The sequence below is a fragment of the Streptomyces sp. NPDC107765 genome, from assembly GCF_055657085.1.
On sequence record NZ_JBVKBL010000018.1, the window covers coordinates 21,710 to 42,526 of the forward strand.

22 protein-coding genes are annotated in these 20,817 nt (G+C 70.1%); 13 read left to right on the forward strand and 9 right to left on the reverse strand.

From position 1 onward, the window contains the following. Nucleotides 1-81: 81 nt before the first annotated feature. Together ACZ7MX_RS33130 and ACZ7MX_RS33135 are read right to left on the reverse strand one after the other, a co-directional pair. Nucleotides 82-282 (reverse strand): hypothetical protein, encoded by a 201-nt coding sequence (locus ACZ7MX_RS33130; RefSeq protein WP_472137547.1) that lies wholly within the window; start codon nucleotides 280-282, stop codon nucleotides 82-84. Nucleotides 283-329: 47 nt separating this feature from the next. After that, complete coding sequence (locus ACZ7MX_RS33135) at nucleotides 330-1,613, reverse strand: AlbA family DNA-binding domain-containing protein (RefSeq protein WP_472137549.1); 1,284 nt, start codon at nucleotides 1,611-1,613, stop codon at nucleotides 330-332. 468 nt (nucleotides 1,614-2,081) lie between these two features. Here ACZ7MX_RS33135 and ACZ7MX_RS33140 point away from each other — a divergent pair, with 468 nt between their 5' ends. From ACZ7MX_RS33140 to ACZ7MX_RS33155, 4 genes are all read left to right on the forward strand, one after another. Further along, the gene (locus tag ACZ7MX_RS33140; protein WP_472137551.1) at nucleotides 2,082-2,345 is read left to right on the forward strand and encodes a hypothetical protein; all 264 of its coding nucleotides are present in this window, start codon (nucleotides 2,082-2,084) and stop codon (nucleotides 2,343-2,345) included. A gap of 1 nt (nucleotide 2,346) precedes the next feature. Then, nucleotides 2,347-3,249, forward strand: a complete 903-nt coding sequence (locus ACZ7MX_RS33145; RefSeq protein ID WP_472137553.1) for a helix-turn-helix domain-containing protein — start codon at nucleotides 2,347-2,349, stop codon at nucleotides 3,247-3,249. An 896-nt stretch (nucleotides 3,250-4,145) separates the two neighbouring features. Next, nucleotides 4,146-4,415, forward strand: coding sequence for a hypothetical protein (locus ACZ7MX_RS33150; protein WP_472137555.1), 270 nt, complete (start codon nucleotides 4,146-4,148; stop codon nucleotides 4,413-4,415). A gap of 16 nt (nucleotides 4,416-4,431) precedes the next feature. Beyond that, nucleotides 4,432-5,460, forward strand: coding sequence for a helix-turn-helix domain-containing protein (locus tag ACZ7MX_RS33155; protein ID WP_472137557.1), 1,029 nt, complete (start codon nucleotides 4,432-4,434; stop codon nucleotides 5,458-5,460). Between the two features lie 113 nt (nucleotides 5,461-5,573). On the opposite strand, the gene ACZ7MX_RS33160 is transcribed toward ACZ7MX_RS33155, so the two are convergent. The 3 genes from ACZ7MX_RS33160 to ACZ7MX_RS33170 form a co-directional block, all read right to left on the reverse strand. Then, nucleotides 5,574-5,945, reverse strand: coding sequence for a helicase associated domain-containing protein (locus ACZ7MX_RS33160; protein ID WP_472137559.1), 372 nt, complete (start codon nucleotides 5,943-5,945; stop codon nucleotides 5,574-5,576). A 439-nt stretch (nucleotides 5,946-6,384) separates the two neighbouring features. Further along, on the reverse strand, nucleotides 6,385-8,013 hold the full coding sequence (locus ACZ7MX_RS33165; protein WP_472137561.1) for a DEAD/DEAH box helicase family protein: 1,629 nt from the start codon (nucleotides 8,011-8,013) through the stop codon (nucleotides 6,385-6,387). 354 nt (nucleotides 8,014-8,367) lie between these two features. Then, nucleotides 8,368-9,810, reverse strand: a complete 1,443-nt coding sequence (locus ACZ7MX_RS33170) for a Twin-arginine translocation pathway signal (protein ID WP_472137563.1) — start codon at nucleotides 9,808-9,810, stop codon at nucleotides 8,368-8,370. 203 nt (nucleotides 9,811-10,013) lie between these two features. On the opposite strand from ACZ7MX_RS33170, the gene ACZ7MX_RS33175 reads away from it, so the two are divergent. From ACZ7MX_RS33175 to ACZ7MX_RS33205, 7 genes are all read left to right on the forward strand, one after another. Further along, the gene (locus ACZ7MX_RS33175; RefSeq protein WP_472137565.1) at nucleotides 10,014-10,148 is read left to right on the forward strand and encodes a hypothetical protein; all 135 of its coding nucleotides are present in this window, start codon (nucleotides 10,014-10,016) and stop codon (nucleotides 10,146-10,148) included. 21 nt (nucleotides 10,149-10,169) lie between these two features. Beyond that, the gene (locus ACZ7MX_RS33180) at nucleotides 10,170-11,366 is read left to right on the forward strand and encodes a cupin domain-containing protein (RefSeq protein WP_472137567.1); all 1,197 of its coding nucleotides are present in this window, start codon (nucleotides 10,170-10,172) and stop codon (nucleotides 11,364-11,366) included. Then, on the forward strand, nucleotides 11,363-12,277 hold the full coding sequence (locus tag ACZ7MX_RS33185) for an aldo/keto reductase (RefSeq protein WP_472137569.1): 915 nt from the start codon (nucleotides 11,363-11,365) through the stop codon (nucleotides 12,275-12,277). Before ACZ7MX_RS33180 ends, ACZ7MX_RS33185 begins: the two co-directional genes overlap by 4 nt. After that, nucleotides 12,249-13,076, forward strand: coding sequence for a phosphotransferase (locus tag ACZ7MX_RS33190; RefSeq protein WP_472137570.1), 828 nt, complete (start codon nucleotides 12,249-12,251; stop codon nucleotides 13,074-13,076). The genes ACZ7MX_RS33185 and ACZ7MX_RS33190 overlap by 29 nt, the downstream gene beginning before the upstream one ends. Nucleotides 13,077-13,285: 209 nt before the next feature. Continuing rightward, nucleotides 13,286-13,720 (forward strand): SMI1/KNR4 family protein, encoded by a 435-nt coding sequence (locus tag ACZ7MX_RS33195; RefSeq protein WP_472137572.1) that lies wholly within the window; start codon nucleotides 13,286-13,288, stop codon nucleotides 13,718-13,720. A 404-nt stretch (nucleotides 13,721-14,124) separates the two neighbouring features. After that, the gene (locus tag ACZ7MX_RS33200; protein WP_472137574.1) at nucleotides 14,125-14,595 is read left to right on the forward strand and encodes a hypothetical protein; all 471 of its coding nucleotides are present in this window, start codon (nucleotides 14,125-14,127) and stop codon (nucleotides 14,593-14,595) included. Between the two features lie 697 nt (nucleotides 14,596-15,292). Further along, complete coding sequence (locus ACZ7MX_RS33205; RefSeq protein ID WP_466972962.1) at nucleotides 15,293-15,418, forward strand: hypothetical protein; 126 nt, start codon at nucleotides 15,293-15,295, stop codon at nucleotides 15,416-15,418. A gap of 316 nt (nucleotides 15,419-15,734) precedes the next feature. Here ACZ7MX_RS33205 and ACZ7MX_RS33210 read toward each other — a convergent pair whose 3' ends face one another. Beyond that, the gene (locus ACZ7MX_RS33210) at nucleotides 15,735-16,109 is read right to left on the reverse strand and encodes a site-specific integrase (RefSeq protein WP_472137576.1); all 375 of its coding nucleotides are present in this window, start codon (nucleotides 16,107-16,109) and stop codon (nucleotides 15,735-15,737) included. Between the two features lie 51 nt (nucleotides 16,110-16,160). On the opposite strand from ACZ7MX_RS33210, the gene ACZ7MX_RS33215 reads away from it, so the two are divergent. Further along, a complete protein-coding gene (locus ACZ7MX_RS33215) occupies nucleotides 16,161-16,541 on the forward strand; it encodes a hypothetical protein (RefSeq protein WP_472137749.1) in 381 nt (126 codons plus the stop codon). Between the two features lie 161 nt (nucleotides 16,542-16,702). Here ACZ7MX_RS33215 and ACZ7MX_RS33220 read toward each other — a convergent pair whose 3' ends face one another. The 3 genes from ACZ7MX_RS33220 to ACZ7MX_RS33230 form a co-directional block, all read right to left on the reverse strand. Next, nucleotides 16,703-18,169: a UvrD-helicase domain-containing protein gene (locus tag ACZ7MX_RS33220; protein ID WP_472137578.1), complete on the reverse strand. Its 1,467-nt coding sequence runs from the start codon at nucleotides 18,167-18,169 to the stop codon at nucleotides 16,703-16,705. Nucleotides 18,170-18,219: 50 nt separating this feature from the next. After that, nucleotides 18,220-19,086 carry a DUF6083 domain-containing protein gene (locus ACZ7MX_RS33225; RefSeq protein ID WP_472137579.1) on the reverse strand — a complete coding sequence of 289 codons (867 nt, stop codon included), beginning with the start codon at nucleotides 19,084-19,086 and terminating at the stop codon, nucleotides 18,220-18,222. Nucleotides 19,087-19,245: 159 nt separating this feature from the next. After that, on the reverse strand, nucleotides 19,246-19,509 hold the full coding sequence (locus tag ACZ7MX_RS33230; RefSeq protein ID WP_472137581.1) for a helix-turn-helix transcriptional regulator: 264 nt from the start codon (nucleotides 19,507-19,509) through the stop codon (nucleotides 19,246-19,248). A 775-nt stretch (nucleotides 19,510-20,284) separates the two neighbouring features. Between ACZ7MX_RS33230 and ACZ7MX_RS33235 the strand changes: the two genes are divergently transcribed. Then, nucleotides 20,285-20,743 (forward strand): hypothetical protein, encoded by a 459-nt coding sequence (locus ACZ7MX_RS33235; RefSeq protein WP_472137583.1) that lies wholly within the window; start codon nucleotides 20,285-20,287, stop codon nucleotides 20,741-20,743. Nucleotides 20,744-20,817 lie beyond the last annotated feature (74 nt).

Here is a 20,817-nt window from a genome sequence, read left to right on the forward strand (position 1 = left end):
TGATGCGGCACTCGGCCGGGCACCGTCACAACGCGGCAATGGGCGGCACCAGCCAGGACAACGAGGGTCGTCCTGCCGGGGTCACGGCGCGGCGGCCGCCCTTCCGGGTCCTGGTCGCGAAGCGGCGTGCGGCAGCCCCGGGTTGGGTGCGCCGTGCGGTGCGGGCAGGCGCATCGTCTGTGCCAGGTGGCGGTGTATGCGGTCGGCTTCACCACGTACCTGGGCGGGGACGTCGCCGTGCTCGGCGATGAGGCGGCTGTAGATGGGGGTGTCGTGGAACACGGCGGGGCCTGCTCGCTTCGTCGGGGTGGGGCGGGCGTCGGCGGGGTTCAGAGCTGCGGATCGAGGCCGAACTGGTTCATCACGTCGGTGAACAGCTCCTGTGCGGTCTCGTGCAGGGCCTCGGCCTCGTCGAGCGGGGTCAGTGTGGCGGTGACGGGCTGGATCCGGCGGGGGTGGCGGGCGTGGTCCAGAACGTCGGTGAAGCCCCCGAAACCGGTAACGACCGGGACCAGGGCGGGTGGCGGCGTCGTGGGAGAGGGGGTGACGGCGGTGAGGGTCGCGGTCAGCTGGAGCGCGCTGTCCACCCGCAGCCGGCAGGCCAGTTCCCAGGCGGTGGTGGTCAGGTCGCGGCAGCAGGCGCCGATGAAGTCCTGGGACACTGCGACGCCCGCGTCGGGCAGGTCGTCGGCGGCCAAGTTGCGTGCGGCGTGCCAGGAGACGCTGGCGGTCAGCAGCACAGTCCCGTCGTGGTGCAGTTCAGCGTGGACCTCGCGGGCGCCCTGTAGGAGGAGAGTGCTGAGAACCCAGCGGCGCAGGCCCGGCCGCGGGTTGCCGGTGACGACCTCCAGGCTGGCCAGAGGGCCGGGCCTCATCGGATCACGACCCCGGCGGCGGGCGGCCTGGGCCACGGCGGTGGTCTCTTCGCGGTTCAGGCGCGGAGCGGTGCGCGGCAGCGGGCGCTCGGGGCGGGCCAGGGCGAAGAAGTAGGCGGCCGGCTCCCTGTGCTGGGCGGCCACGGCCTCCTTGGCGTGGGCGAGCAGGTGGTGGGCTTCGTCTTCGGCGCGCTGGGCGCGGGTGAAGCGGTCGCGGTAGGAGCGTTCGAGTTGGTGCTCGGCCATCCAGGCGGTGTGGTCGCGGTCGCGGTAGGGGGCGACGGCGGCCTGCTGGTCCTTGTCCCGGGCGGCGGTGCCGTAGACGAGGTGGGGAGCCATGGGGCTGGCCGGAACGTCGGCCACCACTACGCTGGTGGCGCCGTCGGCCGAGGTGAGGACCGTGAAGGTGAGGTCCGGCAGGTAGGGCTGGACGTGGTTGCGGACCCACTGGGCGTACTGCTCGATGTTCACCTTGTCGGGGTCGATGCCGACCAGCTCGCACGTGGCATCCCGCACGCCGAAGATGATCAGACCGCCGCGGGTGTTGGCCATCGCGGCGATGTCCTTGGCCAGTTCGTTCCAGCGGCCCTCCCGCGGGGGCTGGGGAAGCTGTTCCTTCCAGTCCAGGTCGTCGGACTCCGCCAGCCGGTCGGCAGCGGCCTTGGCGACCATGTTGAAGTCCAAAGGGCCGGGCGCAGCCCCGAGATGCTCATGCAGTCGTGTCCAGGAACGGGCCATGCCCGGCACCCTACGGCGCCACACTGACAACGCCGGACGGTCGAGGGGAAGGTGCATCCTCTCTGGCGCGCCGCCGGTCGTGGGCTGCTGCGGGACGGAGGCCCGGGCGAACGTGGTGAGTCGTCCGCTTCTTGTTCTGCGGTGAGCGGCAGGACGTGGTGTCCGGGCCGGTGGTCCGTGCTTCTCGAGGGGTGGGGCTGAGAGCGCTACCGCTTCGGGCCTCGCCACATTGGGCAAAGAGACGGAACGGCGTGTTCGCACCTCGCTGACCTGTGGTGATGGGAGGTGGAGGCCTCGCGCGACGAGGGCACGTCCGTGTGGACACGGGTGCCGGAATGCGGGTGATCGGCCTGGCCCGCCGGGGCGGTCAGGTGCCACGATCGAGGCCTCGCCAAGGCCCGCGGGCGTCTCACCCACAACAGCCTTGCGGCGACCTTCATCTGTTACGTCATCAGTTCGAGGAGCACCATGTTCGTCTTCTTCGCCCGCCGGGCCACGGCCGGTGCCGTCGTCGCGGTGGCTGCTGAGTGCGGCATCGCGTACCCGCTCGCCGACCGTCTCCCGGCCATCGTCATCGTCATCGTCGTCCTGGCCGTCACCGCGCTGGCCGCGACCGGCCACGAGGTGCCCGCCGTGCTGGGGGTGCTGGCGGCCGCGGCCGCCGGCCGGCTCGCGCGGGCCCGGCCGGGGCTCCGCCTGGACGTGCGGCGCCCGTTCGTCGGTGCGCGTTGAGATGGCCGGCCGACCGCTCGGCCCCATCCCCGCCAGCACGCCCCCTGCACTGTGGGCTCTCGTCCAGCGGCTGCGCAACGCCAAGGAGGCCTCGGGCAAGACCTTCGAGGCGCTCGCCAAGGACAGCGGGGTCTCGGAGAGCGTCGTACGCCGCTCCCTCGTGGGAAAGGGGGTGCCGCGGCTGGAGACCGTGAAGGCCATCACCCGCGCCTGTGGCCGCAAGGAGGACGACATGGCGCGGGCCTGGTACGCCGCGAAGGCGGAGGAGGTCCTGCCGCCGGGCGTGCGGAATGTGGGCCCGGAGAGGGTCACCTCGCGCGCCCAGTTCGTCGAGTCGATGATCTTCATGCGGATCGATGGGGGGTATCCGCCGCTGCGCCGGCTTGAGAAGAACGCGGGCCGCGACGAGGACGGCAGGACGCGGTTGCCCCACTCGACCCTCCACCTGGTCCTGCAGGGACAGATACCTCCCACCGAGACGCTGTTCACCGCCTTCGCGAAAGCCCTGTCCATGCCCGCCGCCCACAGGCGACACTGGCTGGACGCCCACCGCCGTCTCTTCGCCGACGCCCCCGCGCGGCGCGCCTGGGGACAGCCGCCCCCCGTCGTACGCGATGAGCCGCCTGCACTCACCTCGTGTGAGGCAGCCGAACGCGCACTCCCCCGCCTGGAGCAGGACGAGGACATCAAACGGAAGACCGGACAGCTCAAAGAGCCGGACGACCACGAACTCCTCGGCCTGGGCTACCTCAACTCCCCCGCGCCCGACTTCCTGTGGCCGGAATATGACGATGAGGAGATCGCCGCCCGGGAGGCCGAGGCAGCGGCCCGGCTTCCCGTCCAGAAGCGTGTCGACCTGCGCGAGAAGCTGCGCGTCATGATCGACCGCAGCGACCCGGCCTGACTCGCAGGGTCGGCCAGCCATCTCGTACCAACCGGCCTCAGCACAGCGGCTCCCAGCAGCGTGCCAGCGCTGCACGGCTCGGCGTAGGTGCGGGGACAGCACGTCGAGGGTGTGCCGAGCTGGTGCCCAGTAGCCCCCGGCCGACCGATGGCAGAAGATCGTCGCCTTCCTGCCATCCGTGGTTGCCCGACGGGTACACGGTGCGGGACCGGGACGGCGGACCCCGGCCCCGCACCGTGAGATTCGCGGCCGGCCCAGCCCGGACGGCGTTGTGAGCAGGAAGGAGCAGACAGCACCATGCCGGGGGCGCACTGCGGGCGTGCGAGTTGCCCGTCGAGAAGGTGTGAGGGGACCGGCCCGCTGTCGGGCCGGTCCCGCCGGTGCAGGCCCGGCGTCAACCGGTCTGCAGTGTCCCTGGATTGCTTCGGTTTGCGGCCAGTAGCGTGTCAGGGAGGCCCGAGGTCGGGGCGGTATGGGGGGTGCGGCCCCAGCAGGTCTGCTGGGGCCGCACCCCCCATACCGCCCCGACGCTCGACCGTGGTTGGTATCCAGGTTCCCGTCACAGCCCCGCCGCGGCAAGGCAACGTGGAACGCCGGTGAGCCCACAGACGAGGCGGCCTGGCCGTCGGACTCGGCAAAGGCACTGGTCGGCGAGGCGTGGGTCGGCCGGACGCTCTCGTTCCGGCCGTTGAGCAATTGATAGGACGCCTGGAACGTGCGTGAGCCGAGGAGTCACGCGGGGGTGACGGGGCGTGGCATCCTGCACTGCACCGGGGCGCGGCAGCGTCAACTGCCATAGGCGCGCCGGTTTTTGCGGCCAGTAGCACATCCCCCGTGTGGGTCGTCGGCATCGCAGTCGTCGGCGGCCCGCCCGTCTGCCAGGGAGGCAGTCCAGCATGTCCACCACCCCCAAGGGCACCCCCGCGCCCGCCCGCGGCCGCGGCCGCCCGTCCCGGGCGCCGGTCACCGCCGCGCAGGCCTTCGGCATCAGCGTCTTCCCCCTTCTTGGTGCCGGTCTGGCCGCCACCGGCATGCCGGTGCGTGACGTGCTCGTCCTCCTCGCCGGGTGCGGGGCGATCGGCGCCGCCGTCTACGCCGTCGGCGGGAGCGGCCGGCTGCTGCTGCAGGCCCTCGCGGCGGCGCTGAACGCCGCCGCCCGCCGGTAGAGGGAGAACGAAGACCATGCGTGCGGTGCGAACCGCCCCCGCCGGCTCGCCCGGTGCCGCCCTGGGCTCGGTGCTGGAGAACCTGCGGCATCGAGCCCAGCTCACCTTCACCGAACTCGCCGAGCGCACCGCCGCGCTCGGCGATCCGGCCCTGGCCGTCTCGGCCGCCACCCTCAAGCGCGCGGCCGGCGGTCACGCCCTGCCGAAGGAAACCACGGTCGTGGCGTATGTGCGCGGCTGCGACGCCACCCCGCAGCAGGAGCACAAGGCGCTTCAGCTGTGGAGACGGGCCCGGGCCAAGGACCGCGGCGTCCTGCGCCACCTCCACGCTCCCGGGGTCGACAACATCCGCACCCGCCAGGACTTCACCGCCGCACTCGCGGCCGTCTACGAGAGCGCCGGGGCGCCACCACTGCGCACCGTTCAGCAGCGTGCCGGCACGGTCCCGGAGCCGAACGGGATCCCCAGCGAGCGTGAGGTGTTCCTGCTTCCCCTCGGGACCCTCTTCCGGATCGTCCACCGGAAGGTCAAGCTCCCCGCCTGGAACCACTGCGAGGCCTTCCTGCGGGGCTGCGGTGTCACCGGCCAGCGCACGCTCGCCCAGTGGCAGAGGGCGTGGCGTCGGGCCTCCACGGGGCCCGTCACGGTGCCTCACGACGCGCAGCAGCCTGTGCGGACCAGGGAGCAGCTCCGCCGTGTCCTTCAGACGACCCCCGCGGGTGGCTCCGCCCTTGACCACCGGACGCACTACACCTTGACGTTGCCTATGCGCGATTCCCAGCTGGACACCGCCTTCGCCGATCTCTACCGGGAGCTGATGGGTCCCGCGCGGCGCAACGGCCTCGCGTCCGACACCGGGGGCGACGCCATCCTCGTGTCCGGCGACGGCTCCGTACATCTCGTGCAGACCCAGTCCAACGCTGCACGGCCGTCCAGGTCGAACGGGCGCGGGAAGCGGCCTCACGGGAGGGCTCCCCTTCGTGCGGCGGAGGGGTGGCAGGAACCGCGCAGGGTCCACCGGCCTGATGGGGGCCAAGGCGCATGACGGCAGGACCGGTCACCGTCAGGGGGAAGCTGCGCGGCTGGTGGCCCACGGCAGATTCATCCGGGATCGAGCCGAGGCCACACACTCGGCCCCGTGAGCGGGCGGGGCGGTGCCTACACAAGGACGGCCGGCACGGCGTCCTCGCCCGTCCAGTCCCCCTCGAAGAGGGCGGCAACCAGGCGTACGTGATGGTCGGGGAGCTGGCGGGCGCGGTGCCGGTGGCGGGTCTTGGCCAGCCAGGCGCCGAGCTTGACGGTGTCGCCGTCGACGCGGACCGTCTCACGGGCGGCGGGAACACGGCCCTCGCGGTGCAGGAAAAGCTCCAGCAGCTGAACGGTCTCCTCGAACGTTCGGCAGGTACGGCGGGCGAGAGCGAGCGGGTTGGCCTCCGGGGTTAGGCCGAGCGCGGTCATCAGCTGCTGCTGGCCGTCGGCGAGGGCCGACCAGGTGGTGAGCTGGCGACCCAGCCAGGAGCCGATCTTCACGCCGGCGAGCTGGGTACTCGGAGTGAGGGTGGCGGGGTCGGCTCCGGTAGCGAGGTGGGCACGCAGCAGGTGGTATTTGCGGTGCCAGTCCGCGCCGTGCGGGAGGCACCAGTCGGGGGCGAGGGCGGTGAGGGCGTCCGCGCGGGTGCCGGCCAGTTCGTTCTTGGCGGCGAGTTGGCGTTGTTCGGCGAGCCAGGCGCCGACGGGGGGGTGGCGGGGGCGGCGAGTGGCCGTGGGCGCGGTGGTAGTCGGCGGCCGCGGCCAGACGGGCGCGCCAGGCGGCGGCGTGCTTGTCCCAGATAATGCCGAGCGCGTCGAGTTCGGCCATCCAGTCGGCTTCGAGGCGGCCGGCGGTGCGGGCGTGGCGCATGGTGGTGATGAAGGTGCCGAGCCGGTAGCCGGTGGGGTCGGTGTAGTCGGCGGGGACGTCGAGGTGGCCCTACTGATCGCGGTATGCCTGGGCGGCGGCGAGCCCGAGGCGGCGGGAGCGGGAGACGGCCGGGTCGCGGGGGTCGAAGGAGGCCAGGTCCATGGCGCGGGCGATGCGTTCGGGGTGGACGGTGAAGTCGAAGTGCCAGCGGCGTTCGATGACGTCGCTGGTCTCGCGTGGGAGGCGGTTGGCCTTGTCGGGCAGGCGCTCCAGGATGCGGTGGTCGTGGCTGGCCAGCGCGCAGGCGATCGCCCACACCGGTTCGTAGGCGGTGCCGAGGATGTTCTCCGGGTCGTCGCCGGGCGGGATGTAGGCCGGGACGATGAGGCTGGCGACCTTGCCAGAGACGTCCAGGCGCAGGGCACGACCGAGGGCCTGGACGCAGCGGCCAACGCTTCGGGTCGGATCTGCGAAAACGATCGCGTCGACGCTGGGGATGTCGACGCCCTCGGCGATCAGGCGGGCGTTGGCCAGGATCGCGCAGGATGCGGCGGCGAAGTTGGCGTAGGTCTCGGCGCGCTCGGCGGGTGTGTGATCGCCGTGGGCGAAGAACAGCTCCGGGGTGATGTCCGGACAGAGGTCAGGGGCCGTGCGGCGCAGCAGGCGCAAGGTGTGGGGCAGTTCGCGGGCGAAGCGGCGCGCGTCGGAGACCAGGTTGAAGTACACCAGCACCTTCTTCAGCCCGTGCTCTCTCATCGCGCGTAGGACGGCCAGGGGCAAGGCGGTGGTGCGCAGCGCCGTTTGGGCCTTTGGTTCGCTGTCGCTGTTGTCGGAGGCGGTGGTGCCGGAGGGGGTCAGGTTGAGCGTCGTGCGCAGGTCGACGTCGGCGAGGGTGGGCACCACGATGCGGTAATCCGCCGTCCGGCCGTCGGCCACCGCGGTCGCGAGGGGGTATTCGAAGAGCTTCTTGCCGTAGACGGCCTCGTTGCCCATGGAGTTGGCGAAGGCCTCGATGTCCGGCGCGGTGCGGATCCGGCGGCGGCGTGGGCGGGTGGTGTCGGCGGACTCCGCCAGCTCCGGCGAGCCGAAGGTCCGCGGGGTGGCGGTCATGTAGAGGCGGCGGTCGGCCAAGATCCGGTCGGCGTCGTTGACGACGACCCACTTCTTGTCCGTCCGGCCGGCGATCCGGTGCGCCTCGTCCATGATGGCGAGGTCGAACGGCGGCACCGTGTACCGGGTGTTCTGGGTCTGTTCGATCTTGTCGAGGGAGTCGTAGGTGCAGACCACCGTCAAAGCCGGGAGCTGATCCGACCCTGGCCCGACCACCGACAGCAGGCTCGCCAGCGCCTGGGGGTCCGCGGTGGAACCGATGCGTGCCGCTGTCAGATCCTCACGCCCGGCGGTGTCCATCGAGGAGACGATCACCATGTGCTCCAGGTGACCGTCCCGGCGCCACGCCAGCGACGTCGGCGCCGCAAGGTCCAAGGTGGGCACGACGAACAGCACCAGCCGGGCATCAAGCTCGTCCGCGATGCGGATGGACACCAGCGTCTTGCCGGTGCCCGTCGCCGCCACATACAGCCCACGCGTCCCCGTACGCCGCAGATGCCTTACCGCTCGCTGCACTGCCTCGACCTGGTCCGGGAACAACGGCCCCTTCTTCGAGCCGCCGACCCGGGGAACTTCGCCCACCGTCATTACAGGGCTACCTCGAAACACGGGGAGGATCAGGGGAGCGGCCTTGGAGCGTGAGCCGCCCGGCACATCCTCCCAAATGCGCCGCCTTCCCGGTCATCTCACCGATAAGGAAATGATCAAAAGGGCGTCAGGAGCATTCTGAAGCGAGGCACTTCAAGGCCCTCGGGAGCGATCCAGCCACGCTCGCGGAGCCCAGCCACTCACGCAGAGAAATCGAACATCCTGCCTCCCGCGTGCCCGCGCGCCACCCTCCGCCACATCCCGCCACCGGACCCAACGACCTGCCTACGCAGACACACCTCGACCAGTCGAAGCTGCGAGAAACGACATGTGGAGTCGTTGAGTTGCCCTGGTTCAGGCGCTGGCTGCAGTTCCGTGAGCGTTGATGGCCGGCGGCAGTGACCGAAGACGTTCGTGCAGATCACTGGCCGCGGCGGCGGAGGTAGCAGCAACGGCGCGGTCCAGACGTGTAAGCCGGGCGCGGGCCGTTGAGCGCAACTTGGCAGCGGGTACTTGCTCCAGGACGTCGAGGGCGCGTTGTGCGGCGTCGACGGAGTGGGAGGCGGCCTCGGCCAGGGCGAGGACCAAGGTGGCCGCGGCCCAACCGGGCGTTCCTGCAACGGTGTCGGCTACCGATGCCTGCGCTTGGCCAGCAGCCTGCGCGCACTGGCCCAGCGCGAGGTGCGCCTCGGCTTTGTGAAGCGCGTATTCGGCGGCGTCGAAACCGAAGCGGCCGGGTGCTTGGCCGACTGCGTCCGCCTCCAGCTCCGTGGCCGCGGAGGCAAGGGCTGCCTCGACATCCTCAGCGCGGCCTTGTTCGGCCAGTGCCGGCGCCTGTGCCCAAGCGTGCAGCTGAGCACGGGCGAGGCCGGCGGGGGCGTGGGCGAGTCCCTGTTCGGCGTGGGCCAGAGCCCGGGCGTAGTTGCCTGCGGCGCGCGCGACCATGCTTTGTGCGCCCCAGACCCATGCGGTTAGTCGTGCATCTCCCGCACGTGCACCGTAGGTGTGCGCGGCGGTCAGGTGTGCTCGGGCGCCGGTGATGTCGTCGAGATGGAAGGCGAGGTTGCCCAGGAGGGCGGAAAGCCACCCGATGCTGCGCCCCATCTGTGCTGCGACGGCTTCCTCGGCGCTGTTCGCGGTCAGCGCTTGGGTGAGCAGGCTGCGGGCGGTGCGTACTTCGGTGAAGAGGATGTGCGGTGGGTGTTTGCTGTAGTTCAGGGCGTAGTGCTCGACGGCGGTATCAGCGAGTTCGGTGATCGCGCTGCTGCCGGCAGGGTCGGCCAGGAGAGCTAGGTGGAGGGATTCTCGGACGGCCGGCAGACCAGCGGATGTAGTCATCACCACCACCTCTTTGCGTGCGGGTGCCTCGCATGCCTCGACATCGACTCGACCGTATCGGATCTTTGGCGTCGGCCCGAGCGTCTCGAGGTCATCGCTGCCGCTGTGAGGGAGCCCGAGCTGCACCGGGCGGGCACCGTAGGCGCGGCAGAGCATGGCGGTGTATTCGCGCCCTGGCCACTCGTGGGGGTCGTGCTCCCAGCGGCAGAGCATCGACTGCGACGGGCCAGGCGGGAGCAGTCCGTCCGCTAAGTAGAGATCACTGATCTGGGCGATGGTGTCGGCTCGTGACCAGCCCAGGGCCAGGCGCCAGGCTTCAAGGGCGGTGACTTCCGGCAGAGCGTTGCGGATGGCGGTGACGGTCCGCTCGATGGTGCGGCCTTGGCGTTGGCAGTGCATGCGGATCTGCGCCGCCTCTTTGACGATGGTGGCGCGACGTGAGCGGGTGATGGTGGCCATGGCGCAACCCCCGGGCGGTGAGCGGACGCTGCCTCACGGTAGCTGAGCCTGATGTGCTGAGGCAGTACACCTGAGTGCTGGAGCATTGCGGCGAACCCGCAATGTCGATTGCCTCAACCGGCAATGATCTGCGGCTGGTTGTGGCGTGACGCTGTTTCTACGCCGGCTTCAGGTGCCGGAAGTTCTCTTCACAGGAGGCAGCGATGTCGCAGCAGGAGACGTCCACGGTTGAGGGTGGCGGTTTGGTCCGCGCCCGTCGGCAGATCCAGGCCGCCCGCGTCCGGGGTACGACGCCCTCCGACGGGGGCGGCACCGGCCGCTCGGACGGCAACGACTGACAGGCCACGGTGACCGAAGCGATGACTTACCGGCTCATCGCGGAGCGGCTGGGCCAGGAGGAGTTCCTGGCTCGGTCGCTGCACCGCGACTACGCCTATGTTCCCGGCGGTGTGACCGACCCCGGTGTCCTGATCTCCTTCGACGCGCTCAACGACCTGATCGCCACCCACCGCCTTGAGGTTCCGCGGCTTCGGCTGTCCGCCGACGGTCAGATGCTGCCCCAGCACCGCTACGCCGTCCCCGTCACCACTCGTCGGCACACCGTCTGGCAACGCACCCACCCGGCCGAGCTGCACCGCTGCCTGGCCGAGGGCGCCTCGCTGGTGATCGATGCGATCGATGAGCTCCATGAGCCGGTCGCCGACCTCGCCCAGCACCTGGAAGGCTGGTTGCGCACGCACGTCCAGGTCAATGCCTACGCTTCCTGGAGCGCCCAGGAAGGCTTCGGCACTCACTGGGATGACCACGACGTGATCGTCGTGCAGGTCGAGGGCTCCAAGCACTGGCGGATATACGGGCCAACCCGAATCGCACCGATGCACCGCGACACCGCCCGCCCCGGACCCCCGCCCGAGCAGCCGATCGCCGACCTGGTTCTGGAGCCGGGGGATGTGTTGTATCTGCCGCGTGGCTGGTGGCATGCGGTCGCCGCCGACCAAGGCGTCCGCTCCCTCCATCTGACGTGCGGGCTCACTCCGCACACCGGCGCTGACGTGATCGGCTGGCTCTCCGAGATCCTCCGCGACAGGGAACAGGTGCGGGCCGACCTGCCCCTGCACGCAGGCCCCGACGCCCAGGCTGCCTACGTGGAGTTGCTGCGGGAGCATCTGGTGGCCGCCTTGGAGGAGCCCGGGCTGCTGGAGCGGTTCGCCGCGGCGCGGGACGCTGAGGATCTGGGCCGGCTCCGCCCGTCTCTCCCCCGCCTCGACGGCATGCCCGCCGACCCGAAGGTGCGTGTGCGGCTGACGACGGGGCGGGCGCGCCTGACGTTCGCGGCCGATGGTGAGGGTGCGGTAGTGGTCCGTTTCGCCGCGGCGGGCCAGGAGGTGGATTTCGACCCAGCCGTCGAACCGCTGCTGCGTCGCCTGCTGGGCGGTGGCTGGGTATCGCTGGCCGACCTGGCGGCAGCCTCGGAGCTGACGGTCGCCGACGCCGCTGCGGTTGCCAGGGAGCTGGTGGACGCTCAGGCCGCCACGGTAAGGGGAGGCCGGTGGTGACGGCGTCGTTGGCGCTGGGCACCTACCGCCTGCGCAACGTCGACGCCGCCGCCCGCCGGGCAGCAGCCGCCCCTGGCACCGCATGGGTGGACACCGCCCCCAACTACCTGGCCGGCCGCGCCCACCGGCTCCTCGCTCCCGCCCTCGCCGACCATCCAGGCCTGCGGGTCTCGGCAAAGGTCGGCTTCCCTGCCCCGGGCGCGGCCGCCGCCGTGGCCGCCGGCGTCCTGCCCCCTAAGGACGCCGAGCGCGGGCACAGCCTGGCGGCCGGGTATGTGCACTGGCAGCTGGAGCGCAACCGTGCCGCTCTCGGCCGCGCTTGCCTCGACACCGTCTTCCTGCACAACCCCGAGCGCACCAGCGACCGAGCTGTGCTGCCGATCGTGCTCCGCGAAGCTTTCGCCGTCCTGGAGGAAGCCGCAGCAGCCGGGCACCTGAGCACATACGGCATCGCCACCTGGACCGGATTCACCCAGGGGCTGATGACCATCGCGGAACTGGACCGCCTGGCCGCCGAGGCCGCCGGCTCGCCCGACCACCGACTGCGTGCTGTGCAGCTGCCGGTCAGCCTGGTCGAGGCCGACGCACTCGAGCTGGCCCTCGGCGGCCGAGGGCCGATTGGTGAGGCAGCCCAGCGTGGCTGGCAGGTCTTCGCTTCCGCGCCCCTGCACGGCGGTGAACTCGTGCGGGCAGCAACCGACGAACTTGCCGCGTTGCTGCGACCGGGGCTGTCCATCGCGCAGGCGTGCCTGCTGGCGGCCGCCTCATGCCCAGGGGTGACGAGAGTTCTGCTGTCGGCGTCGACTCCGGCACACTGGGAAGCCGCCCTCGCCGCCCTCGACCAGGCGGCCATCCCGCCCCGGACCCTGCGGAAGGTGTGCGATGTACTCGCCCCCCACCACCCCAGCTGACGAACAACGCGCACTCGCCGCACAGCAGGAAGCGAGCGCCGCGCTCGGCGTCACCGTTCAGGGGCGGCGACTGTGGGGCTACCAGGGCCGCACCCTCGGGCAGAAGGCGCACCACCCTGACCGCGGTGCCTGCTGGTTGCGGCTGATCTCCGCACCAGCAGCGCAGGCGACGGGGAAACTGTGGGAGGGCACCAAGGATGCGGCAGCGGCCTTCCCTGGGGTGCGCAAGCCGGCCCTGTACGGCATCCACGACGGCACCGAACGCGACGGCACCGCCTACCGCGCCGAGCTCACCGCGTTCATCGACTCCCCCGCCTGCGCACCGGAGCCCGTACTGACCGATGAGCTGGAGCTGCCGGAGACGTGGTGGAAGTCGCTACGCACCGACCTGGAGACCATCGCCGCCACACCCACCGAACGGGTCGCGGTGCGGCGGCAGTGGATCGACCGCGCCCTCCCCCAGTACGCCAGCGTCCCCGCGCCGGTTGATGTCGACTGGGCAACCGCACACGGCGACTGCCACTTCGCCAACCTCACCGTGGCGGGGCCCACCCTGCTCGACTTCGAGGGCTTCGGGCTGGCGCCGGTCGGCTACGACCCGGCGCTGCTGTACGCCTACTCCCTCCTCGCACCCCGCACCGCCGCCCGCATCCGCGCCGAATTCCCCATCCTGGACACCCCAGCCGGCCACACCGCACTACTCGTCGTCGCAGCAGACCTGCTCCAGTCCGCCTCCCGCGGCGACCACCCCGAACTCATTGAACCGCTGCGCGCCCTGGTCACGTCCGTGGCGAGGTAGCCAGGTGCAATCGGCCCGACGCCACCTGGCAGAAGCGCATCGTTGGTGGCGAGCATGACCTCCCTTGAGGCGAGGCTGTCGAGGACGTCGTAGCGCATACACAGTCGGTGGTCAGGCTTATCAAAACGTGGGTCGGGGCGTGCTTGATCGCTCCCCCTCCCGGTACTTCGAGAGCAATCAGGCGCCCTCGAAATGTCTACGCTGCGGGTATGTGGAGAGAAGTTGCAGGCCAGGCGTTCGCTGAGACGGTGTTCACGCCGCCCGTCGACCCGGCAGTGTTGGCCGAGGCGCAGCGGCGTCTGGGGTGGCGCCTACCGGCTGAACTCTCCGATCTGCTGAGCGAGACTGACGGGATCGTCGGGCAGTACGGAGTGGATACTGTCTGGCCGTTGGAACAGATCGTCGAACACAACCTTCGCTTCTGGTCGGACAGTTCGTTCGCCGACCTGTACATGCCCTTCGATGCGCTGTTCTTCTTCGGCGACAACGGCGGTGGTGACCAGTTCGCGTTCGTGCGGACGCCTCGCCGTGCCGACATCTTCGTGTGGGAGCACGAGGACGACAGCCGACGGTGGGTCGCACGAGATCTGCACGACTACCTCGGCCGGTCACTCGCACACGGCGGAGACAATTGGTACCGGTAGACGCAGGGTCCCGGGGGTCTGCTTGTGCCGATGGATTGCGATGACGAGGCGCTTGCCGACCTCTCGGAGTTGCAGGCGAGCACCACGAAGTATGGCTCACCGATGATCTGATGCTTGGCGGTGCTCCGCCCGTTCGCCGGCGTCCCGAACGGCCATGACCAACGCTCCGATGGGGCTGTGGCCGTCGGCCAGGCCGCGCTCTGACGCCTTCCTCCGCGGCGCCGCCCACGATCGGGACGGCGGTGCGGAGGAAGTCGGCGACCTTGCCCGACATGTCGAGGGTGACCGGCAGTTCCGGGGCGGGGCGCCCGGGTCGGCGGCCGTGTGCTCGGGCAGGAGGTCGGCGGTTGGGAGCCTCAGCGGTTACACCTTCCAATGGCCGCCCCGGTCCCTACAGTTGCCCCATGACCACTGAAGAAGGGCCCGGGATGGTCCGGGAGAAGATGATCGTCGAGTACCCAGCCGACACCCGCCTCTCGCAGTCAAGTACCACGCCGGGCGGGCGCAACGGCCTCCTGCGCGACGAAGGCAACCACCTCGCCGGTCACAGCGTGCTCTACCCGGCCGACGACGACCTGCTCACCCGTGCCGAGGCCGACGCCCTCGCCGACGCCAGGGTCAGGCTCACGCAGGCCGAGGCGGAGGCGATGCTCAAGCTGGCCATGGCCGGCGCCGCCGCGGCGGGCATCGTGGTGACCGCCGCGGCGGTCAAAGCCGCCCCGTACGTCAGAAAGGGCTTCGCGAACCTCAAGTCGAAGCTGAACCGAGGTGAGCCGGAAATCGCCGACGAGGCATCCGGAGCCATCATTGAAATCGAAGTCTCCGGACGGACTACCAGGTCGGAGCAGCCGCCGCGTGCGCTGCCCTCCTCGTGACCCGGACGGCCCGCCTGCCCAGAAGATGTCGGCCCTCCGGGCGGCGTGTCAGGGTCGCAGATCGGTCCTGCTCGGTACCACGACGCGCATGGAGATGCCGGCGCAGAAGCGTTTTGCGTGACGGCACCCCGCCCCGGGCGCGCGGTTGTGCTGTGGCCCCGAGGGCCCTGACGTCCGCGTGCTCAGTCAGCGTCTCCCCCGCGGCGCGGGCATCCTCGGCGGCCTGACGCCGCTAACGACAGTGTTACCTGCGGAGGTTGGTGCCGGCGGTGCAGGTGGTCATGTCGGCACCTCTCGAAAGTTCTCCCCAGCTAACCAACGGGAGTTGCTTTCGAAAGGTTGCGCCAAACGCACGTTCGAGCACGTAGGGGGTTGGTCGCTTACGAGCTAACCCCCATTCGGTCGCCGAGCAAGGCTCCGCCAAGGTGGCTTCCCGTACTACGTGGACGACCGTTCCGTCCTGCCTCAACCCCGACACGCGGTAGCCAGATGTAAGCGGCTCGACACCACATCTAGTGGTTGGTGCGACATGCAACCCAGAGGTTGTGGTGCCCGGGCCCCATGTGGGTGTCAACACCGATAACATCGTGTCTGCTTCACCGGCTTCTCCTCGAACTGCGCTGTATCTGCACGCAGTTCAACGAGCCCCCGGGCCTGATCGGCAGGACCGGACCGAGAAGAAGGTGAGGTACGTGCTGTGAGCGTTCCCCTGGGCAAGCGCGACAAGGACAGGTGGCCTGAGCCGGACAAGTGGCAGGTCATCCTGACGGCGGCGAGCTTATTGGTGGCGATCATCGCGCTGGTGGGACAGTTCGCTCAGTGAGCGCCCACCCTGGGTCCGGGAGGGACCGCGGCCGCTGGACATGCAGCGAGCCCGGTCGCGTGATGTTCGACCGGGCTCGGTGACTGCATGAGGCCCAGCTCTGGGCTGCCACCCGGGGCTGGGTTTTCGTGCGTACGAACTGGGTCCGGCCGCACAGCAACTCTTGAGTGTTGTCGGTGCCCCGAAGGGCGACGTCATGCCTTAAGAGTCAAGGGCAGCTTACCCTGAGAAAACTACAGCACACTCGCATCACGTCGAATCCCGCTGGCCTGCGGTTATTGACGCCACTGGCGTTCCGTGGGGGTGCGCCCCTCTGTCACAGCACCCCGATCATGGCGTTCTCCTCCCACCCGTCGGCGTCCTCGAAGTAGCCCTCCATCACGTCGCTGTTGGGTACCCAGCCGCCCTGCTTGGCGATGACCTTGCGGTCGTTGCCGGCGCGGCGGGACTCCTCGGCGGCGCCCTGGCGGGCGGAGTGCCCGGTGTGCCGCACGGGCAGTTCGGCCCGCTCGCCGGGCCGGGTGGCGACGTCGCCGATGGCCTCGGGGGACAAGCCGCGATCGGTGACGGCGTGCCAGCGCGGGTGCAGAGCGCGGAAGTCGAAGCCGTCGGGATCTTCCAGGCTGGCAGCCTGGGTCCAGGCCCGCCAGGCGCGGACCGGGCAGGTGGAGGGGCGGGAGCCGAACGGCACCCTCACCTTCCGGGGGATGATCTTGGAGACGCGGACGTCGACCTCCAGGCCGTGCTCGACCTCGACGATGTCGCGCAGGCGAAGGTGGGCGACTTCGTGCTCGCGGCCGGCGATGGCGAACTGGAGAAGGACGATAGCCCGGTCGCGGATGCCGAGTCGGGTGGTGGGGGTGGCGTCCAGGCCGGCTCGCAGGTGGGCGAGGAGCAGGGCGGGGGCCGGTCCGCGCCCACAGGGCGTCGCGCTGATCTAGACGAGCATCGACATCCGCCCCATGCTGCTGCACCGCAACGTCAGCGCAAGACCCTGGTGATCCTCGACGAGATCCGGCACGCCAGCGAGGCGTGCCGGAGGGCGTTTGAGCCAGCCACCCTGCGGCTGGCGCTGACCGGTAGGCCGTTCCGGTCCGACACCAACCCGATCCCGTTTGCCTGAAAGACCAAGTGGCACGGCCTGAGCGCAGGAATAGCCCGAACAAGCACTACGACTACGGCACCTCGGGCAGGGCGTTCTCCTCCCACTGGTCGACGGCTTCGAGATAGCCGGCGAGGATCTTGGAGTGGGGCCCATCCACCCTGCTTGGCGATGTCGCATGCTCAGGACAGACATCCGTCGGGGTGGTCATTAATCCAGGACAAGCCTCCCAGGTCTAGGCGTTCGCGGGCACGGGTGATGGCGACGTAAGCCAGGCGGGCCTCGCCTTCGTCAATGGGGCCGGGGATCGGGCGGCCGGTCTCGTCGTGCTTTTCGCTGTCTTCGGGTGGGGTGAAGTCGTTGGCGATGCGGACGCGGGGCCATTCGCGGCCTTTGGCCTTGTGGGCGGTGGAGACGGTCACCTCCGCCTGGCCCTCGGGCTGGATACGGTCGATGGCGGTTAGAAGGGCGTCGGTGCCGTGGGTGTCGACGAGGTCGACCAGGGGCTGGAGGTCACGGCCAGCCGGGTCGTGGGCGGCGTAGTCCTGGACCTCGCCCCAGCAGGTAAACAGCACCAGTTCCGGGTGTCCGGTCCGGCGGCCCTGTTTCAGGTCACGGGCGGCCAGCGCCAGGGCTTGCAGACTCTCCCCTCCCCCGACCAGGCCGACTTGGATGCCGGCGGCGAGCAGGTCCATGACGGTGCCCATGGCGCCGACATTCGTGCGGCACAGCACGGCGTCCGCCCGGTCCACCGGTCCTACCTCGGTGGGTACCGTCTCGGTGCCGCTCAGCCGGATCGGGGCGGTGGCGATGGCCAGCCACCGGTTGGCCTCGGCTGCCAGGCGGGGGCCGAAGCGGAAGGACTGAGACAGGGCCAGGGCCGTGCCTTGGAAGCCGGTCATGACGTCGCGGGCGCCGCGCCAGTGGTAGATGGCCTGGGCGGAGTCGCCGACCATGACCAGCTGGGCGTGGTCGCGTTGGGCGGTGAAGATTTGCTCGACGACGGGGTTGGTGTCCTGGGCCTCGTCCAGGAGCAGGAATTCGGCGGTGGTCTGCGGATGGGTGAGGGCCCAGATCTTGAGGTAGTGGTCGTGGTCGAAGCGGACCACACCGTCGTCGGGGTGTTGCAGGTCGGCCCAGGCTTTGCAGGCGAAGGGCACGACGGTCTCGGCGAGCTGTGCGTGGAGGGTGTCGTCTTCCAGTCCTCGCAGGCGGGGGACGTGGTGCTGGCTCAGACGGTCGTCGGCGGAGTGGCAGAAGCGTGTGACGGTGCGCAGGGTGGTGTTGGACAGGGTGCGGGTGCTGATGTCGCGGTCGCCGATGCGCAGGGGTTTGGTGATGCCGAGGGCTTGGCCTGTGCGCCAGCTGGGTTGGCGGGGGCCGCCCAGGCGGCGGGCGTAGCGGTGGCCGAGGGCGGCGTAGGCCATGGCGTGGGCGGTCTTGCAGGTGACGGTGGCGGGGAAGCGGGTGGCGGCCTCTTGGGCGATGGCTCGGTTGTAGGCGAGGTAGTGGCCGCGGCGTTTGGTGCCATGGGCGAGGAGCGCCAGGGTGGTGGTCTTGCCGGTTCCAGCGCCTGCTTGGAGGACGAGGTGGTCGCTGGCGTGGAAGTGGTTTGCGGCGGCTGCTTGCTCGTCAGTGGGGTTGAGCACCTGTGTTCCGTCTGGTCGGTGGTGGGTGGGCGGTGGAGGGGCGTGTTCCGCTATCGGTCTGATGCGGCACGGCGGCGGATGGCCGTAGGCAGGCGGGCGTGAATGTGGGCGTGGTGGAGGAGGGGATCGAAGACTTCCCATTCGGCCAGCGCCAGGTCGGGTGCGTGCGAGGAGGTGGCGTGGAGAGGGCATCGTTGGGCGCGCCAACGCAGCTGTTCGGCGTAGGGCAGGTGGTTGAGGCTGTAGACAGCCATTTGCGCTGTGGGGAGGGCTAGTTGTCCGCGGGGCGGTGTCGCGGGCGTGAGCGTCCATGTTCCTGCTGGTGCTTGCGGGGAGAGGATGCGGTGGGCGCAGCGGTCGCGTTGGCGGGTCTGGGCGACGCATTGGATGTCGTTGAGGGGGTGTTGGGCGAGGTAGCGGCAGTAGAGCAGTTGCACCACCGGTCGCGCTGGGCGGCAGGGGGCTGGCTGTGCTGGTGTGGCGGGTTGGGTGGGGGGTGGTGTGAAGGCGCCGGTGTCGATGAGGTGGCGGGTGCGTAGGGCTAGGCGGCGGCGCAGTTCGGTGAGCTTTGGGGTGAGGGGGCCGTCGGTGGAGTGGGTGGGGCAGAGGGGGGTGTGGGGGATGCGGCACCAGGGGGTGCCGTCGTGTGCGGGGTGGGCGATGCCGGAGCTGACGTGCCAGCGGTGCTGTGCGGGGGTGGTGGAGGCGGGGACTTCGTGGGGGTGGAGGCTGATGGGTTGCTGGTTAGTGCGGGTGTACCAGTCGATGTGATTGCCGCAGTGCCGGCAGTGGGCGGGCTGGGCGGTGCGCAAGAGGCGGCTGGGGCTGTCAGCAGCGATGCGCAGCGCGCGTGGCCGGCGGGTGGGGGCGATGGGCGTGCCGTCCCATCGGCGGCGGGGTGAGTGGGTGGGGCGCATGGCGGTGAAGGTGACAGGCGACGCGCCGGAAGCTTGGCGTCCTTGCCGTGTTGGTACCGCTTACGGAGCAGCCGGCGGGTACAGCCATTCGGTATTGCGTGCACACGTTCGCATTACGTGGGCGGATCGGGTGATCTGCTGGAGAGCGAAGGCGAGCGACTATTCCGCGGTGGCGGTGGGAGGTGGGTGGCCTTCGCACAGGGCGCCGAGGAGGCGGTCGACAGGAACGTCGAGTGCGTGGGCGAGGGCGTGCCAGGTCTTGAGGCTGCCGATGGTGCGGCCCTGCTCGATTTCGATGAGAGTGCGTCTGGCCAGGCCACTGCGGCGGGCCAGTTCATCGTAGGACCATCCGCGCTCGCCCCTCAGCCGTCCCAGCTCCAGGCGCAGGGCGGTGAGGTTCGGGTTGGGCGGGAAGATCGTCACCCCACCATCCGACGGTGCAGAACCCTGCCCTGTCAGTGCAGACCTCTGCCCTATTTCCGCAGGTGACGGCTACGCGAGGGAGGGCAGAGGTCTGCACTACCGTTCCGCCCGCCCCTCCCCCACCACGACATAGAGGCCCGATCGACCTCGATGCGGACGAGATGGAAAGGCTTGTGCCATGAGGCTGTGCGCGACCGGACGAGCAGTGCGGCGCACCTGGACAGTCGAGCTGCGACCGCAGTGCGGCGGCCCTGTGATGGCCTGCCGGCACTGCCCTCCCGCCAGTCGGCCGTTGACGCTGGGGACGGCAGCGGTGCGCCCTACTGTGGTGGGGCATCTGGCGGGCCACGCCCGGCGCGACGCCCTGCCGACGCATCTGCGCACCTGCCAGTGCCACGCGCGGGGCTGTCAGTGGCATCCACGGCACCGCGGATGCTCGGGCCCCATCACGCTTGTCCTGACCTGCGAGCGCGGCGGGCGCCTGTGGCGGCTGACCGATGCCTGCAGCGCTTGCGCACGGGCCACCCCACACAGCGCCATCGTTCCCGAATCCACGCTCACGACGACACCCCAGCCCGCTCCCCCACGACACCGCAGGAGACAAACCTGCGGACCGGAGGCGGCAGTCCGCATCCAGGAAATGCTCAGCTACCTCGCAGCCGCCCTCCCTGCATCCACCCCCGCTCCCGCACGGCTACTGGCCGTGCAGTGCGCGCTGCGGGCTGCCGCCTCAGGCCGACTCTGGATGCCCTTGGGGTTCTTGCGCGGGATGCGGATGGAGCTGTCGTCCTCGCCGTGGCAGGAGCTGGAACAGGCCCAGTGGCTGTGCCGGCTGCCGGCCAGTGCATCACAGGATCCCCGTGGCGTCGCCGTACAGCTCCTCGATGCCACCATCCTCGCCCAAGCGCCAGGTCGCCGGGACCGCGCCCGCGCCGCTGACTGGGCACTGCGTCTAACCTCCCACCCTGTGCTGCGTGACGTACCGACCATCGGTCCGTTGGTCGCGCTGGCGCTCGCAGCGCATCTGGCCCCTCGCAGCGCCCGCGGCTTCCTTGAAGCCGACCGGTTGGCACACGTGTGTGCGTTGACGCCCGTCGCATTGGCCGAGGTGCTCGATCGTCTTGTCGTCGCTGGAGCTGCGACGTCATGGGCGTATGACGCGGCGACGGAAGACCTCACGTGGACCCTTCCTTCCATGCTGGCCGGGCCACAGTGGCGCGTTTCAGTCAGGTGATCTTGCCTTCTATCGGATCCACTTGACGCTCCTGCTGGTTCTGGTCCCTACCAGCCACTGCACGTCGGGTGCGG

What these genes read in the sequence shown, in the direction of transcription:
- ACZ7MX_RS33155 (WP_472137557.1), top strand. Translation starts at nt 4,432, where the DNA reads ATGCGTGCGGTGCGAACCGCCCCCGCCGGCTCGCCCGGTGCCGCCCTG.
- ACZ7MX_RS33150 (WP_472137555.1), top strand. Translation starts at nt 4,146, where the DNA reads ATGTCCACCACCCCCAAGGGCACCCCCGCGCCCGCCCGCGGCCGCGGC.
- ACZ7MX_RS33145 (WP_472137553.1), top strand. Translation starts at nt 2,347, where the DNA reads ATGGCCGGCCGACCGCTCGGCCCCATCCCCGCCAGCACGCCCCCTGCA.
- ACZ7MX_RS33170 (WP_472137563.1), bottom strand. Translation starts at nt 9,810, where the DNA reads ATGGCCACCATCACCCGCTCACGTCGCGCCACCATCGTCAAAGAGGCG.
- ACZ7MX_RS33175 (WP_472137565.1), top strand. Translation starts at nt 10,014, where the DNA reads ATGTCGCAGCAGGAGACGTCCACGGTTGAGGGTGGCGGTTTGGTCCGC.
- ACZ7MX_RS33200 (WP_472137574.1), top strand. Translation starts at nt 14,125, where the DNA reads ATGACCACTGAAGAAGGGCCCGGGATGGTCCGGGAGAAGATGATCGTC.
- ACZ7MX_RS33180 (WP_472137567.1), top strand. Translation starts at nt 10,170, where the DNA reads ATGACTTACCGGCTCATCGCGGAGCGGCTGGGCCAGGAGGAGTTCCTG.
- ACZ7MX_RS33190 (WP_472137570.1), top strand. Translation starts at nt 12,249, where the DNA reads ATGTACTCGCCCCCCACCACCCCAGCTGACGAACAACGCGCACTCGCC.
- ACZ7MX_RS33165 (WP_472137561.1), bottom strand. Translation starts at nt 8,013, where the DNA reads ATGACGGTGGGCGAAGTTCCCCGGGTCGGCGGCTCGAAGAAGGGGCCG.
- ACZ7MX_RS33235 (WP_472137583.1), top strand. Translation starts at nt 20,285, where the DNA reads ATGGAGCTGTCGTCCTCGCCGTGGCAGGAGCTGGAACAGGCCCAGTGG.
- ACZ7MX_RS33195 (WP_472137572.1), top strand. Translation starts at nt 13,286, where the DNA reads ATGTGGAGAGAAGTTGCAGGCCAGGCGTTCGCTGAGACGGTGTTCACG.
- ACZ7MX_RS33135 (WP_472137549.1), bottom strand. Translation starts at nt 1,613, where the DNA reads ATGGCCCGTTCCTGGACACGACTGCATGAGCATCTCGGGGCTGCGCCC.
- ACZ7MX_RS33140 (WP_472137551.1), top strand. Translation starts at nt 2,082, where the DNA reads ATGTTCGTCTTCTTCGCCCGCCGGGCCACGGCCGGTGCCGTCGTCGCG.
- ACZ7MX_RS33225 (WP_472137579.1), bottom strand. Translation starts at nt 19,086, where the DNA reads ATGCGCCCCACCCACTCACCCCGCCGCCGATGGGACGGCACGCCCATC.